This is a genomic window from Methylobacterium marchantiae, from assembly GCF_042679825.1.
GTDB classification, from domain to species: domain Bacteria; phylum Pseudomonadota; class Alphaproteobacteria; order Rhizobiales; family Beijerinckiaceae; genus Methylobacterium; species Methylobacterium marchantiae.
The window spans coordinates 59,610-72,867 of sequence record NZ_JBHTND010000014.1 but is presented as its reverse complement, the minus strand read 5'-3'; the positions used below and the strand labels follow the sequence as shown (position 1 = coordinate 72,867).

At 68.5% G+C, this 13,258-nt stretch carries 17 protein-coding genes; 12 read left to right on the top strand and 5 right to left on the bottom strand.

Annotation, left to right across the window (positions count from 1 at the left end):
- Positions 1-90 precede the first annotated feature (90 nt).
- The 3 genes from ACFQ4G_RS11935 to ACFQ4G_RS11925 all read left to right on the top strand — a co-directional run bounded on the left by ACFQ4G_RS11935 (position 91) and on the right by ACFQ4G_RS11925 (position 3,346).
- Positions 91-933 (top strand): NAD(P)-dependent oxidoreductase, encoded by an 843-nt coding sequence (locus ACFQ4G_RS11935; protein WP_238206518.1) that lies wholly within the window; start codon positions 91-93, stop codon positions 931-933.
- 384 nt (positions 934-1,317) lie between these two features.
- On the top strand, positions 1,318-1,611 hold the full coding sequence (locus ACFQ4G_RS11930) for a hypothetical protein (RefSeq protein ID WP_238206519.1): 294 nt from the start codon (positions 1,318-1,320) through the stop codon (positions 1,609-1,611).
- A 79-nt stretch (positions 1,612-1,690) separates the two neighbouring features.
- Entirely contained in the window at positions 1,691-3,346 is a 1,656-nt protein-coding gene (locus ACFQ4G_RS11925; protein WP_238206520.1) for a calcineurin-like phosphoesterase C-terminal domain-containing protein, read from the top strand.
- A gap of 119 nt (positions 3,347-3,465) precedes the next feature.
- On the opposite strand, the gene ACFQ4G_RS11920 is transcribed toward ACFQ4G_RS11925, so the two are convergent.
- Positions 3,466-4,044, bottom strand: coding sequence for a type 1 glutamine amidotransferase domain-containing protein (locus ACFQ4G_RS11920; protein WP_238206521.1), 579 nt, complete (start codon positions 4,042-4,044; stop codon positions 3,466-3,468).
- Positions 4,045-4,255: 211 nt separating this feature from the next.
- On the opposite strand from ACFQ4G_RS11920, the gene ACFQ4G_RS11915 reads away from it, so the two are divergent.
- Positions 4,256-4,477: a hypothetical protein gene (locus ACFQ4G_RS11915; RefSeq protein ID WP_238206522.1), complete on the top strand. Its 222-nt coding sequence runs from the start codon at positions 4,256-4,258 to the stop codon at positions 4,475-4,477.
- 8 nt (positions 4,478-4,485) lie between these two features.
- On the opposite strand, the gene ACFQ4G_RS11910 is transcribed toward ACFQ4G_RS11915, so the two are convergent.
- Positions 4,486-4,875, bottom strand: a complete 390-nt coding sequence (locus ACFQ4G_RS11910) for a hypothetical protein (RefSeq protein WP_238206523.1) — start codon at positions 4,873-4,875, stop codon at positions 4,486-4,488.
- 314 nt (positions 4,876-5,189) lie between these two features.
- Here ACFQ4G_RS11910 and ACFQ4G_RS11905 point away from each other — a divergent pair, with 314 nt between their 5' ends.
- Entirely contained in the window at positions 5,190-5,399 is a 210-nt protein-coding gene (locus ACFQ4G_RS11905; RefSeq protein WP_026175704.1) for a cold-shock protein, read from the top strand.
- A gap of 202 nt (positions 5,400-5,601) precedes the next feature.
- Entirely contained in the window at positions 5,602-5,847 is a 246-nt protein-coding gene (locus ACFQ4G_RS11900; RefSeq protein ID WP_238206524.1) for an AsnC family transcriptional regulator, read from the top strand.
- A 133-nt stretch (positions 5,848-5,980) separates the two neighbouring features.
- Here the strand turns inward: ACFQ4G_RS11900 and ACFQ4G_RS11895 are convergent, their stop codons facing one another.
- On the bottom strand, positions 5,981-6,808 hold the full coding sequence (locus ACFQ4G_RS11895; RefSeq protein ID WP_238206525.1) for an inositol monophosphatase family protein: 828 nt from the start codon (positions 6,806-6,808) through the stop codon (positions 5,981-5,983).
- A gap of 306 nt (positions 6,809-7,114) precedes the next feature.
- On the opposite strand from ACFQ4G_RS11895, the gene ACFQ4G_RS11890 reads away from it, so the two are divergent.
- Positions 7,115-7,645 (top strand): DUF6101 family protein, encoded by a 531-nt coding sequence (locus tag ACFQ4G_RS11890; RefSeq protein ID WP_379040251.1) that lies wholly within the window; start codon positions 7,115-7,117, stop codon positions 7,643-7,645.
- A 13-nt stretch (positions 7,646-7,658) separates the two neighbouring features.
- Here the strand turns inward: ACFQ4G_RS11890 and ubiA are convergent, their stop codons facing one another.
- Both ubiA and ACFQ4G_RS11880 read right to left on the bottom strand, forming a co-directional pair.
- On the bottom strand, positions 7,659-8,615 hold the full coding sequence (gene ubiA, locus ACFQ4G_RS11885; RefSeq protein ID WP_238206527.1) for a 4-hydroxybenzoate octaprenyltransferase: 957 nt from the start codon (positions 8,613-8,615) through the stop codon (positions 7,659-7,661).
- Between the two features lie 62 nt (positions 8,616-8,677).
- Positions 8,678-9,145, bottom strand: a complete 468-nt coding sequence (locus ACFQ4G_RS11880) for a hypothetical protein (protein ID WP_238206528.1) — start codon at positions 9,143-9,145, stop codon at positions 8,678-8,680.
- A gap of 236 nt (positions 9,146-9,381) precedes the next feature.
- Between ACFQ4G_RS11880 and ACFQ4G_RS11875 the strand changes: the two genes are divergently transcribed.
- The 5 genes from ACFQ4G_RS11875 to ACFQ4G_RS11855 all read left to right on the top strand — a co-directional run bounded on the left by ACFQ4G_RS11875 (position 9,382) and on the right by ACFQ4G_RS11855 (position 13,239).
- Positions 9,382-10,134, top strand: a complete 753-nt coding sequence (locus ACFQ4G_RS11875; RefSeq protein ID WP_238206529.1) for a 16S rRNA (uracil(1498)-N(3))-methyltransferase — start codon at positions 9,382-9,384, stop codon at positions 10,132-10,134.
- A 129-nt stretch (positions 10,135-10,263) separates the two neighbouring features.
- The gene (locus tag ACFQ4G_RS11870) at positions 10,264-11,631 is read left to right on the top strand and encodes a glutamate--cysteine ligase (protein ID WP_238206530.1); all 1,368 of its coding nucleotides are present in this window, start codon (positions 10,264-10,266) and stop codon (positions 11,629-11,631) included.
- Between the two features lie 151 nt (positions 11,632-11,782).
- The gene (locus ACFQ4G_RS11865) at positions 11,783-12,193 is read left to right on the top strand and encodes a hypothetical protein (RefSeq protein WP_238206532.1); all 411 of its coding nucleotides are present in this window, start codon (positions 11,783-11,785) and stop codon (positions 12,191-12,193) included.
- Positions 12,194-12,313: 120 nt separating this feature from the next.
- A complete protein-coding gene (locus ACFQ4G_RS11860) occupies positions 12,314-12,556 on the top strand; it encodes a sulfurtransferase TusA family protein (protein WP_238206534.1) in 243 nt (80 codons plus the stop codon).
- A 110-nt stretch (positions 12,557-12,666) separates the two neighbouring features.
- Positions 12,667-13,239, top strand: coding sequence for an NUDIX domain-containing protein (locus ACFQ4G_RS11855; RefSeq protein WP_238206536.1), 573 nt, complete (start codon positions 12,667-12,669; stop codon positions 13,237-13,239).
- Positions 13,240-13,258: the final 19 nt, after the last annotated feature.

The window sequence follows — 13,258 nt, the reverse complement described above, 5'->3', positions numbered from 1 at the left end:
GAAGCGATGGACCGGCCATCGCGACTTGACGACGCGCGGCTCGCGCAGGTCTGGTGAGAGCCTCGAGCGTTCGGCTCGGAGGAGACGCTCATGGTGACGATCGCCGTCATCGCACCCGGCGCCATGGGCAGCGCGGTCGCCGCCCTGCTGCACGGGAACGGGGCCCGCATTCTCACCGTGCTGGCCGGGCGCAGCGCCGCCACCATCGCCCGTGCACGGGACGCCGGCATGGAAGGCGTGGACGAGGCCGATCTCGCCGGGGCCGATTTCGTCCTCTCCATCGTCCCGCCCGCGGAAGCGACGGCTCTGGCGACGCGCCTGGCTCCCATCCTCGCCGCCGCGGCCCGCAAGCCGGTCTATGTCGACTGCAACGCCCTCAACGTCGCGACGAAACGGGGCGTCGCTGGCGTGATCGCGCAGACCGGCGCGCCGTTCATCGATGCGGCGATCATCGGGGCTCCGCCCAGGCCCGGCGGCAAGGGCCCACGGATCTACGTCTCGGGCGACGATCTCGCCTCGTCCGTGGCGTTGCGCGAACTGGGGCTGGACATTCGCCCGGTGGAGGGCGGCGTCGGAGCGGCGGCGGCCCTCAAGATGTCCTATGCCGGCATCAACAAGGGGCTGACCGCGCTCGCCGCCGCGATGGTTCTCGCGGCAGGCCGGGCCGGGGCGGCCGAGGCCCTGCATGCCGAGCTCGCCGAGAGCGAGCCCGAGTTGCTGGCGCGCTTTGCCCGCGTACTTCCCGACATGGTGCCGAAAGCCTATCGCTGGGTCGCCGAGATGGACGAGATCGCCGGTTTCCTCGAGGGGGACGATGGGGGCCGCCTGATGTTCGACGGTGCGGGGCGGCTCTATGCGCGGCTCGCCGCAGAAGGAGATGGCGACGAGATCGCGCGCTTGAGAGCCTTCGCGGCTGCGGCGGAACGGCCCTGAGGCGGCGGGATCGGTTGCCGGCTCGGGCCGCGATGTCTATACCCGCCATCCCCGCAGCCGATGCGTTCGATGGTTTCGCGAACCCTCTCGGGCAGGCGCGGCAGCGGGGCTTGTCGTGACGGGGCGGGGCGGACCAGTTCTCTGCATCGTTCCTGTGAGGCCTCGTGGGCCGGGTCGCGGCAAGAATGTCACGCGCGCGGGGAACAGGAACCGTCGCCGTGGCTGATGGCCCACGCTCGTTCCGCCCTGGACACGGGGAGACCGCGCCATTTCAGGACAGGGGCCGGCGAGCAGCGGGCGCTGAAGATTAACCGATTTCACGGACAAGTGAGGCAGGCCGGGGAACCGGCGTCCTTCCTCCGCGTAGTCTCGGGCTCAACCAGCATGCGACGCCTTCTGACGGGTGGCATCAAGGCGATCATCGCCATCGCCGCGCTCTCCACCGCGGCCCATTGGGCCATGCGCGTCCAGCGCGAGCCCTCGCCCTCCGTCGCATCCGCGGCGGCGGTGAAGGATCCGGTGGCGACCGGATCGATCTCGCCTCGCAAAGCGGAGCCGGTGGTGGAAGACCGCCTCACGGACGTGACCCGCGGGCTCGACCAGAAGCGTCTCTCGGAACTGATGGCGGGCGTGTCCCCGCAGAAGCCAAAGGTCGAGAAGGCGGTCGCCAAGCGCTGAGGCGCCCGAGCGTCGACCGTCACGCGATGGTCAAAGGCCCGTGGTTCGGTGGGCCGGACACGTCGCAACAGGCTGCCGCATGACCGACCGCTCCACCCTGACCCGCCGCGAGACCATGGCGGGTGCCGCGGCCCTCGCTTTGGCACCGGCCACCGCCCGTGCATCGGACCGCGCGACCGGCATTGTCTACGAGATGGTCGCGGGCGCCCGCCGGGGTGTCCCAGACGTGGCGGTCTCCAATGGAAGCGACGTGGTCCGCACCGACGGCCAGGGCCGCTACGGCCTCGACGTCGCGGACGGGGACATCGTCTTCGTCGTCAAGCCGCCCGGCTACGCCCTGCCGCGCGACGAGAACAACATCCCGCGCTTCAGCTACATCCATCAGCCGAAGGGGACGCCGCCCGACCTGCGCCTGCGCTATCGCGGCATCGATCCCACCGGTCCGCTGCCCGCCTCCATCGATTTCGCGCTGACCCGCGAGGCGGAGCCGGACGCGTTCGACGTCGTCCTGTTCACCGACCCGCAGCCAGAGAGCCCGGTGGAGCTCTGCCACGTCCGCGACACGGCGGTGACGCGGGTGCTCGGCACCAAGGCCGCCTTCGGCATGACGACGGGCGACATCCTGTTCGACGATCTCTCGTTCTACGGCCGCTCGAACCGCATCATGGGGCGCATCGGCATCCCGTGGTTCCATATCGGCGGCAACCACGACCTCAATTTCGAGGCGCCCGACGCGCGCCATAGCCGCGAGACCTTCAAGCGGGTCTACGGCGCGCCCTATTATGCCTTCCACCACGGCAAGGCGCTGTTCCTGATGCTCGACACCGTGAACTATCTCGGTGCCGCATCGGGGGCCGACGGGGTCGGGCGCTACGAAGGGCGCATCGGCGAACGGCAGCTCGGCTTCATCGCCAACATGCTGGCGCAGACGCCCAAGGACAGCCTCGTCGTCATCGCGATGCATATCCCGCTCTATACCGATCTCAACCCCGACGATCCGCGCCAGAACGTGATGGACCGCGAGCGCCTGCTCGATCTCCTCGGCGACCGTCCGGTGCTGAGCCTCGCGGGCCATACCCACACGACGGAGCATCACTATCCCCGCGCCGACGGGGCAGGGCGGCACCATCACCACGTGCTCACGGCGGTGTCCGGCTCGTGGTGGAGCGGTCCGTCCACCCGCACCGGCATTCCCTCCGCCGACAGCCGCGACGGGACGCCCAACGGCTTCCACGTCCTATCCGTCGACGGCAACGGCTACACCACCCGCTACCGCCCTGCGCAGGGAGAGCCCGACGAGGCGATGCGGATCGTCCTGGAGAGCCAGTATCGCGGCGGGGTCGCCGAGGTCCTGCGCGATTACAGGCCGATGCAGACCCTGCGGTCGCCGGTGCCGCGAGAGAGCCTCGCGGCCACCAATCTGGTGGTGAACGTCTTCGACGGCGGCCCGCGCACCCGCGTCCGGTACCGCATCGACGGCAGCGAGCCGGTGGAGATGGTGCGCACGCGCCGGCCCGACCCGTTCGTCGGGGAGGTCTTCCAGCGCTACGCCGAGACGAAGAAGCCCTGGGTGAAGGCCGAGCCGTCGAGCCATGTCTGGGTCGCGCGCCTCGGTGGCGACATAACGAGCGGCATCCATCGGATCACCGTCGATGTACAGGACGAGTACAGCCGCCCGCTCTCCTCAGGCATCCTCCTCGAAGTCACCAGCGAGGAGGGGGCTTCGAAGGGCTGATACCGGACGACGTTGAGGACGACCATCGGTCGGGATCGGCGCCGCTCGATATGACATGACAAGGCCGCCCGTCCCGCAGGACGAGCGGCCCGTTCACGATGTTGGAGTGGAAAGAGGTCTCAGGCGGCGAGCCGGCGGGTGCCGTGATTGCCTTCCTGGATCTCCTCGATGATCTTGGCGCAGAAGGCATCGAGATCGCCCGGATTGCGGCTCGTGACGATGCCCTGGTCGGTCACCACCGCCTCGTCGTGCCACTGGCCGCCGGCATTGATGACGTCCGTCCTGATCGAGGAGAACGAGGTCAGGTTCAGGCCCTTCACGGCGCCGGCCTCGATCAGCAGCCAGGGCGCGTGGCAGATGGCGGCCACGACCTTGCCGGAGGTGAGGAACGCCCTGATCACCTCGAGGGCCTTCGGCTCGAGGCGCAGCTTGTCCGGGTTGATCTGGCCGCCGGGCAGCACGAGGGCATCGTAGGACGACGGATCGATGTCTTCGAGATCCTGATCGACCGCGACGTTCTTGCCCCAGTCGGTCTTGTCCCAGCCGCGGATGGATTCCTGCGACTCACGCGATTTGGGAGATGCGACGACCACCGTCGCGCCGGCTTTCTTGAGGGTGTTCAGCGGAACCGTCAGCTCCGATTCCTCGAAACCATCTGTGGCGACGATGAGGATTTTCGATTGCTTGATGTCCGGCATGGCCGATCTCCGCGACGACGTTGAGGGGTGACGGATGAACCGGTCGGGGCAAAGCGCGGTTCCGGCATCGGGACGGCTGCAAGGCAGACCCGGCGAGAGCGCAAGGCTCGGAATCAAGGCTCGGAATCCAGGCGAAATCCGGAACTGTCCGCGCCCGGACCGGGTTGGCCTTGCAGACCGTTCCACTTCCTCAAAGCGAAGGAGACGCCGAATGGCCAATCCAGGCCTACCGATCCCCGAACCGCTGCCTGGGGGTGTCCCCGGCGACCTGCCGCCCCCGCCGCTGCCGCCCGATGAGGGACCGGATATCGGACCGACCGGTCCGCGCACTCCCTATCCGGTGAACGATCCGGGCATCGACGAGCCCGCGGGTCCGGGCTCCGAGCCGGATTACCTGCCGGGCGGTCCGACCGATCCGGGCGTCAGGATGTAAAAGCGGGTTCAGTGATCGCCGTGCGACGCGCGGACGTCGCGGGGCGCACTGAGGATTTCGGAGAGGCTCGTCACCACGTGGCGGGCCTCTTCGTCCGTCAGGCGGAGCTGGAAGGGCGGCAGCGCTCCGGCCTGCAGGGCGACGACGGCCTGGCCCTTTTCGTCGGTTCCGACCTCGATGGCGGAGGAGGTCACTTCGAGCATGGCGATGTCCTCGTCGCTGAGGTCGTCGGGCAGATCGACCTCGTCCGGTTCGTCGATCGCGGTGAGCAATTGCCCCACTGCGCGCACCAGGGCGCGGGCCGCCCGCGCGTCCATGACCACCGCCGTCGCCTGGTCGTCTTTCTGGAAGGAGAGCTGGATGTTCGCGCCTTCGAGGGAAACCGAGATGCCCGCCATGAACCGCCTGACCGCGTCGCCTAACTGCCTGGAACCGAACTCATATATGCACGTCGCGGCCCGAAAAACACGGGGTTCGCGCGGCGCCGGTCGAGAGTGGCGCGCGATGTCGCCGCCGGCAAGATCGCGCCCGATGCCTTGTTGCCGCCGCACAATGCGCCTACATGATGGACAGCGGGCATCGGTGAGCCGGACGCAACAACCAACTTGCGTCTCACGACCTGCTGATTCCGTCAGATGTACAAAGAGGACCGGAGCCGGGTGTCTCGAGCAGACGCACGTATTTGGTCAACGAACGATACGAGGTTCTATTCGTGAATACCGGCACTGTTAAGTGGTTCAACGAAACCAAAGGCTACGGCTTCATTCAGCCCGATGATGGCGGCAAGGACGTGTTCGTTCACATCTCCGCCGTCGAGCGCGCGGGAATGCGCAACCTCATTGAGGGTCAGAAGGTCTCCTACGAGATCCAGACCGACAAGCGCAGCGGCAAGGATTCGGCTGGTAACCTCCAGGCGGCCTGACGCACCCGGCGCCAGCCCTCGGGGCTGGCGTCACCTTCCGGCATTCGATGCCGGCCCGCCGCCATCCCGGCGATCTCCTCTGGGGGGACGAGTTCGATTCAGGGATGACACTTCCGCAACCCCCAAACCTTTGACTTACGGAACCGACGCGGGAAGCGTCTCGTTCTGCACACCAAGAAAATCTGAAAGATCACAAGAAAACATGTTGTTCGAATACACCCGGCGCCGCGGCGCCCGTTCGCCGATCACCGATGCGGCGACCTTCAAGGTGGGAAAATTGAAGCAGATGACGTCCCGCGAAGCGCAGGACATTGCCGCTCGAGACATCGATTTCAGCCACCTCATCGACACCTCCTACAACTACCATTCGCCCCGTGAACTGCGCTGGCATCTCGCCGAGCGGTTGGGCGTGACCCCCGACGCGGTCGCGGTTCGCGAAAACGCCTGATCGGGACGCCCCGCGCCGAGGAGATCGTCCCGGCGCTCGGGCATCCCAGTGAGTGCATCCAGTTGTCAGTGACGTCTCGCGCCGAGTTCTCATGGAGCTCGGCGTTCGCGTGTCCGGAGCCCTCCGGGGCCGGCTAGGTCCGGGCCAGGGCCGCGACCACGTCGTCGCGCAGACCGTCCGACATCGCGATCAGGGCGCCGTGCACCGGATCGGGACGGTTATAAGTCGTGCGTGCTCCGGTGAGATCGCTCACAGATCCGCCGGCTTCGCGCAGGAGCAGGTCGGCGCCGGCGAGATCCCAGTCGCGCGCGTCCGACGAGACGAGGCCGATATCGATCGACCCTTCCGCCACCCGCGCCACCCGCAGGGCGAGAGAGGGCACGCGCGGGACCATCTCGAAGTCGAGGGGATCCCCGCTCACGGCACCGCCGCGCGCGAGCTTGTCGATCATCGGTTTGGGCCCCGTCACCCTTGCCCCGGCGAGACCCGCCTTCCGCGAGACCGAGAGCGGCACCCCGTTGCAGGTCGCACCGGCCCCGGCGACGGCCTCGTAGAATCGGTCGCTCACCGGAGCATGGACGAAGCCGATGATCGGCTCGCCGCGCGAGAGCAGCGCCACCGAGATCGACCAATCCGGGTGACCGGTCAGGAAGGCCCGCGTGCCGTCGATGGGATCGACGATCCAGACGAGATCCGAGCCGAGGCGAATGGAATCGTCGCTGGTCTCTTCCGAGAGCCAGGCCGCCTTCGGCAGGAGCGCGCTCAAGCGGATCTTGAGGAAGGTGTCCACGGCGACATCGGCCTCGGTCACCGGTGAGCCGCCGGCCTTCGACCACGTCCGCGCGGTCGTCTGCGCGCCCAGTCGGAACGAGGGCAGCGCCAGGGATGCCGCCTCGCGGATGGCCTCACGCAGGGCAGGGACGAGTGCCTGGGCGGCCTCGGTCGACATCGGGTCGGACATGCGTCTCCGGAACTTCGGGATTCGATGGGGATCGGGTGCGGATCTGGCTCCCGCTCGCATCGCGGCGGGGGGAAGACACCCTCGTTGTAGGGCCGGCATCCGGCCTCCACAAGGATCGAACGTCACGCGACGGCGCCGGATTTCGCCGAACGCAGCAAGGAACCGTTGAGCATTCCGGACGCTTCTCCGCCGTCCACTTTCGCTTAACTCTGGCTATTAAGCTGCTTTGAGGAGGTTAGACGCAAATCTGCTTGGCATAACGAACGGCCCGACAGAGGCCGATCACACCAGCCAGGCATCGATGCAATGAACACTTTCTCAAACATGAATTCCACTCCGACAAATGTTCGCAACGCGGCGGACGTGTCGCTGCAGGATGGTGTCGAGGCGGCCTCCCTGGACTTCGCAGCTTCGCCTCTGCCCGTGATCGGCAAGGTCGGCGGCGGAACCGCCGCATGCGGCATCGCCCTGGCTTTCGCCTCCGAGGCCAGCGATGCCTGCGACGAGGACCGATTCGCCCTGCTCCTCGTGGACGAGGCCGGCACCACTCTGGGCCGTCTCGGCCCGTTCGGCGACGACGACGTCGTGGCGGTCTGGCGCGACTGCTCGGCCCGGACCGGCCTGCCGCGGATGATCGTGCGGGAGGACGGCTCGCTCGCCACCGTGTCGCGCCAGCTCGGCCGCGTCGCCCTCGGGACGACCCGGACCCGCCGGCGCCACGGCCTGCTCAACGGCCGCCGTCCGCGCTTCCTCGTCCGCCGCAAGACCGGCATGCTGCCGGTGCGTCCGCTGATCTATCGCGGCGAGAGCGAGATCGTCGGCGGCGCCCTGTCCTGAAACCGGATCGACATCAGGACAGGCCCTGCCAGAGGGCATCGGCCGCGAGCCCGGCGAACAGGATCAGTCCGGCATCGCGGTTGGAGCGGAAGAGCCTGAGCGCCCCGCGCCCGTCTCCGGGTCGGAGGCGGTGGACCTGCCATCCGAGATGGGCGGCGAACAGGATGATTCCGAGGGCACCGAGCGGGCCCGCTCCGGCCAGGAACGCGGCCAGGGCGATGGCGACGGCAGAGACGGCGTAGCAGAGGCCGATGGCCGGTTTCAGCCCACGACCGAAGAGGCGGGCCGACGACCGGATGCCGGCGATCTCGTCGTCCTCGATATCCTGCACCGCGTAGATCGTGTCGTAGCCGACGACCCAGGCCACCGTTCCGAGATAGAGCAGCAGAGCGGGCTCCGCGAGTTCGCCGAAGACGGCGACCCAGCCCATCAGTGCCCCCCAGGAGAAGGCGAGGCCGAGCACCGCCTGGGGCATCGACATCACCCGCTTCATGAACGGATAGATCGCCACCGGCACGAGCGATGCCATGCCGACGAGGATGGCGGTGCGATTGAACTGGAGCAGGACCGCGAGACCGACCAGCGCCTGAGCCACCAGGAACAGGGCGGCGGAACGGGTCCGGACCTGTCCGGAGGGGAGGGGACGCGAGCGCGTGCGCTCGACCTGCGCATCGAGGTCGCGGTCGGCGATGTCGTTATAGGTCGATCCCGCCCCCCTCATGGCGATGGCGCCGACGAGGAACAGGAGGAGATGGGCCGGGTCGGGAAACCGCGCGTGACTGGCCAGGGCCGCCAGGGCGGACGACCACCAGCATGGCAGAAGCAGCAGCCACCAGCCGATCGGCCGATCGATCCGCGCCAGGCGGAGATAGGGACGCACACCCCGCGGAGCGAGGCGATCGACCCAATGCCCCGCGACCGCGTCCGCGACCCGTCCGTCCGATTCGGGCGACGACGTCACGACCGGCATGACGGCCGGGATGACGTCCGGCTCGCGCGGGCCGGGCCGTGGAGCAGCGGGTCAGCCAATGCTCAGAGCGCGCCCTGCGGCATCTTCAGGCTGCCGGTGAGGCCGGGGCCACCGAGCATGCCGCCACCGCCGCCGCCGTTCTGGGCCTGGGCGCGCGCCTGGGCTTCCATCTTCGAGGCCTGGGCGGCGACGCCGCAGATCTTGGTGCGGATGCCGGCGACCTTGAGATGGTCCGCCTTGAAGCCTTCGGCGAAGGTATCGGGGATCGAGCACCATTCCTTGTTGGCGGTGATCCACTTGACGCCCTCGGCGCCGTTGCTCTGCAGCTTGCCGAACAGGGCGCAGGCCTCGGCCGGGGTCATCTTCTTCTTCGAGTTCGAGGCGGCATTCGCCTTGGCCACGAGTTCCTTGCGCGACTGGAGCGTCTTCTGGATCTCACCGCATTCCGCGTTCTGCGCGAAGGCAGGGCCGGCGATGAGGGCGGAACCGAGAAGGGCTCCTGCGAGAGCCGCGATGGTCTTCGATGACATGAGCTAGGATTCCCTCTCCCCCAATCCACGCCGGGGCCCTGCGACGGCCGCCGGAGCGATTGCCAAACTTGAAAGACGTCTCGCCATAGGAATGTGGCGTCTTTCGAGCGGTAAACCGGCGGCAAGGATTGCGTTTGGGGAAACGCGATAAAGTCCGGCCCTGTTGCCGGGATGCATCGCTTCCCGTCCGGTCGCCGCGTTGACAGGCTCGGGCCCGCGAGCGACCACGCGACACCATGGCAGACTACGACTTCACCGCTCCGCGTCTCTTCGTCGAGCCCGACCTGCGCGAAGGGACGATCCTCCCCCTCGAACGCGCCCAGGCGAACTACCTGCTCAACGTCCTGCGGCGCGGACCCGACGATCCGGTCCTGGTCTTCAACGGCCGCGACGGCGAGTGGCGCACCCGCATCGCCCAGAGCGGCCGCAAGAGCGCGGAACTCGTCGTCGTCGAGCGCCTGCGTCCCCAGCCAGAGCGGGCCGACCTGCATTACCTCTTCGCGCCGTTGAAGACCGCCCGGCTCGACTACCTGGCGCAGAAGGCCGTGGAGATGGGGGCCGGCACCATCCGCCCGGTCTTCACCCGCTATACGCAGGGCGAGCGGATCAACGGCGACCGCCTGCGCGCCAACGCCATCGAGGCGGCCGAGCAATGCGGCATCCTGGCGATTCCCGACCTTCCCCAGGCCGTGCGCCTGCCCGTCGCCCTCGCGGAGCTCGATCCCGGCCGGCTCCTCGTCTTCTGCGACGAGGACGCGCCCGTCGCAGACCCGGTGGCGGCCCTGCGCGGTGTCGCCGATCCGGCCGCGCCGCCGCCGCTGGCGGTCCTGATCGGGCCGGAAGGCGGGTTCTCGGAGGAGGAGAGGGCGATGATCTCGGCGCGGCCGAACACCGTGGCCCTGTCGCTCGGCCCCCGCATCCTGCGGGCGGACACGGCCGCCGTGGTGGCGCTCGCCCTGGTGCAGTCTGTGCTCGGGGACACACGCTGAGCAGGCCCTACGGAGCCTGCGTTGTTCGCGCCTCGCGGCTGGACTAAGGAGTCGCCATCTCCAAAAGGGGTTCCCCGCTGCGGTCCGGCGTGCCTCTCACCCTGAACGACCTTCACCACGAGGCAGCGCATGGCGCGCGATACGTCCGACACCACGCCGCTGACCAAGCGGGACGAGCTGATCGCGTGGTTCGCCGAGGGCGAGAAACCGCGCGAGAGCTTCGCCATCGGCACCGAGCACGAGAAGGTGCCATTCTACCGGGACGGCAACGGTCCCGTTCCCTATGCCGGCGAGCGCGGCATCCGTGCTCTCCTCGAAGGCGTGGCGCGGGAGACGGGCTGGGAAGCGATCGAGGATGCGGGCAACCTGATCGGCCTCGCCGGAGCGGATGGCGGGGCGATCTCGCTGGAGCCCGGCGGGCAGTTCGAACTGTCCGGCGCGCCCCTACCCGACGTCCACGCCACCGAGCGCGAATTGCGCACCCATCTCGAAGCAACCGCCCGGGCGGCCGACCCCCTCGGCATCGGATTCCTCGACCTCGGCATGAGTCCGAAATGGACCCGCGAGGACACGCCGGTCATGCCCAAGAGCCGCTACAAGATCATGGCCGGCTACATGCCGAAAGTCGGATCGCTGGGCCTCGACATGATGCTGCGCACGGCCACTGTGCAGGTGAATCTCGATTTCTCCTCGGAAGCCGACATGGCGGCCAAGATGCGCGTCTCGCTGGCGCTGCAGCCGGTGGCGACGGCGCTCTTCGCCAATTCCCCCTTCACCGACGGCCGCCCCAACGGCTTCCTCTCGCGCCGCTCCGAGATCTGGCGCGATACCGATGCCGACAGGACCGGCATGCTGCCCCGCGCCTTCGAGGCCGGGTTCGGCTACGAGGCCTATGTCGACTGGCTGCTCGACATGCCGATGTATTTCGTCAAGCGCGGCGAGACCTATCACGACGTCAGCGGCGCCTCGTTCCGCGACCTGATGGACGGCCGGCTCGCAGCCCTTCCCGGCGAGCGCGCCACCGTCTCCGACTGGGCGAACCACGCCTCCACGGCGTTTCCCGAGGTCAGGCTCAAGCGCTTCATCGAGATGCGCGGCTCGGATGTGGGCGATGCCGGCATGATCGTCGCGCAGGCGGCGTTCTGGGTCGGTCTCCTCTACGACGAGGCGGGCCTCGCCGCCGCCTGGGACATCGCCAAGGCCTGGACCGCCGCCGAGCGGGAATGCCTGCGCGCCACCGTTCCGCGCCTCGGCCTCGCCACCCCGATCGCCGGGCGCAGCCTCGGAACCGTGGCCGCCGAAGCCCTCGCGATCTCACGCAGGGGGCTCGCGGCGCGCGGGCGCCGTGATTCGCAAGGACGGGACGAGACGCATCACCTGCAGCCGCTGGAAGCCATCGTCGCGGGAGGCCGCTCACGGGCCGAGGACAGGCTCGCAGATTACGAGGGGGCATGGCGCCGTTCGGTGGAGCCCGCCTTCACCGAATGCGTATTCTGACGCAGCGATATTGACGATAAAGCCAGGTCTCGCGGGTTCGACAATTGTGCGGCGGGGGCATTCGGCAGAGAGTGACTGGGCTGTTCCGGAACGGTTCATCGAAGATGGTGTTTTAACGGGTCAGGTTCACTCGAAATTGGAGATCGCCGCCATGTCTCGCATCATGTCCCTGGTCCTCGCCGGTTCGACCGCCCTCGGTCTCGCGGCGGCTCCGCTCTCCGGCGCGCAGGCCGCTCCGATGCCGGCTCTGACCTCGGCTCAGGTCGCCGGCGGCGGCTCCGCCATCGAGACGGTGCGTTACGGACGCTATTACGGCGGTGGCGGCTACCGCCGGGGCTATTACGGCGGCGGCTATCGCCGTGGCCCGGGAATCGGCGGAGCCCTCGCGGCCGGCGCCGCTCTGGGCATCATCGGTGGCGCCATCGCCGCCAGCCAGGCCCCGCGCTACGGCTATTACGACCGCGGCTACGCCCCCGGCTATGGCTACGCACCCGCCTACGGCTATGCCGCCCCGGCCTATGGTTATGCGCCCGCCTACGGCTACCCGGCCTACGGTTACTGATCGGACCCGTCGTGCCGATGCGTCCTCGGCGGCGCATCGGCGACGATGACCTCAGCCCCGTCCACGGCCGATGCCGCGGGCGGGGCTTTGTCGTATTCGGGGGGAGCCATGACCGATCACATGACCGATCAACCGCCCGTCCTCGATCTCAGCGGCCTGAAATGCCCCCTGCCGGTGCTGCGCACCCGCAAGGCCATGCGCGGCCTCGAGCCCGGGGCGATGCTGACCATCCTCTGCACCGATCCCGTCTCGGTCATCGACATCCCCCATCTCGTCACGCAGGAGGGCGACCGACTGGTCGATCAGGGCCGCAGCGACGGCGTCTTCAGCTTCACCATCGAGAAGGGCGGCGCGACGGTTTGAAATCTCGTTCATTCGGCACCGCCTTTGCCTCATTGATGCGGCAACTCGCGGTTAGGTGATCCCGCAGAGGGCTGTGCGACCGCCCGCAGCCGGAAGACGGGAACGACTATATGGCGCCGGTGATCCGTGGCACGCGCATCCTGCACGACGGCTGGAGCCGCTTCCTCGTGGCCGAGGTGACGATGCCGGACGGCACGCGCCTAGCGCGTGAAATCGAGGATCACGGCCGCGCGGTCGGGGTGCTGCCCTACGATCCCGAGCGGCGCGTGGCCCTGCTGGTGGAGCAGTTCCGGCCGCCCACCTTCTTCGCCGCCGGCACCCTCTCGCTGCTCGAAGTCCCTGCCGGGCTCCTCGACGAAGCCGAGCCCGAGGACGGCGCCCGCCGCGAGGCGTTCGAGGAGACCGGGGTCCGCCTCGGCACCCTCGAGCGGCTGACGACGGGATGGACCATGCCGGGCATCTCCACCGAGCAGATGGACCTGTTCCTCGGCGCCTACAGCGCCGCAGACCGTTCCGGCCCCGGCGGCGGGCTCGCCGAAGAGCACGAGAACATCACCGTCCACGAGATGCCCCTGGCGACGCTGGCCGCCATGAGCGACCGCGGCGAACTCACCGATATCAAGACCCTGCTCCTGCTCTTCGCGCTTCGCCTGCGCCGGCCGGAGTTGTTCGCCGAGCCCTAGCAGACCACGCGGCGCGCCC

Excerpts from the sequence above, each read along its gene's own strand:
- ACFQ4G_RS11935 (WP_238206518.1), top strand. The coding sequence starts at position 91 with ATGGTGACGATCGCCGTCATCGCACCCGGCGCCATGGGCAGCGCGGTC.
- ACFQ4G_RS11900 (WP_238206524.1), top strand. The coding sequence starts at position 5,602 with ATGTTGTTCGAATACACCCGGCGCCGCGGCGCCCGTTCGCCGATCACC.
- ACFQ4G_RS11890 (WP_379040251.1), top strand. The coding sequence starts at position 7,115 with ATGAACACTTTCTCAAACATGAATTCCACTCCGACAAATGTTCGCAAC.
- ACFQ4G_RS11930 (WP_238206519.1), top strand. The coding sequence starts at position 1,318 with ATGCGACGCCTTCTGACGGGTGGCATCAAGGCGATCATCGCCATCGCC.
- ACFQ4G_RS11855 (WP_238206536.1), top strand. The coding sequence starts at position 12,667 with ATGGCGCCGGTGATCCGTGGCACGCGCATCCTGCACGACGGCTGGAGC.
- ubiA (WP_238206527.1), bottom strand. The coding sequence starts at position 8,615 with ATGCCGGTCGTGACGTCGTCGCCCGAATCGGACGGACGGGTCGCGGAC.
- ACFQ4G_RS11870 (WP_238206530.1), top strand. The coding sequence starts at position 10,264 with ATGGCGCGCGATACGTCCGACACCACGCCGCTGACCAAGCGGGACGAG.
- ACFQ4G_RS11920 (WP_238206521.1), bottom strand. The coding sequence starts at position 4,044 with ATGCCGGACATCAAGCAATCGAAAATCCTCATCGTCGCCACAGATGGT.
- ACFQ4G_RS11865 (WP_238206532.1), top strand. The coding sequence starts at position 11,783 with ATGTCTCGCATCATGTCCCTGGTCCTCGCCGGTTCGACCGCCCTCGGT.
- ACFQ4G_RS11860 (WP_238206534.1), top strand. The coding sequence starts at position 12,314 with ATGACCGATCAACCGCCCGTCCTCGATCTCAGCGGCCTGAAATGCCCC.
- ACFQ4G_RS11875 (WP_238206529.1), top strand. The coding sequence starts at position 9,382 with ATGGCAGACTACGACTTCACCGCTCCGCGTCTCTTCGTCGAGCCCGAC.
- ACFQ4G_RS11895 (WP_238206525.1), bottom strand. The coding sequence starts at position 6,808 with ATGTCCGACCCGATGTCGACCGAGGCCGCCCAGGCACTCGTCCCTGCC.
- ACFQ4G_RS11910 (WP_238206523.1), bottom strand. The coding sequence starts at position 4,875 with ATGGCGGGCATCTCGGTTTCCCTCGAAGGCGCGAACATCCAGCTCTCC.
- ACFQ4G_RS11925 (WP_238206520.1), top strand. The coding sequence starts at position 1,691 with ATGACCGACCGCTCCACCCTGACCCGCCGCGAGACCATGGCGGGTGCC.
- ACFQ4G_RS11880 (WP_238206528.1), bottom strand. The coding sequence starts at position 9,145 with ATGTCATCGAAGACCATCGCGGCTCTCGCAGGAGCCCTTCTCGGTTCC.
- ACFQ4G_RS11915 (WP_238206522.1), top strand. The coding sequence starts at position 4,256 with ATGGCCAATCCAGGCCTACCGATCCCCGAACCGCTGCCTGGGGGTGTC.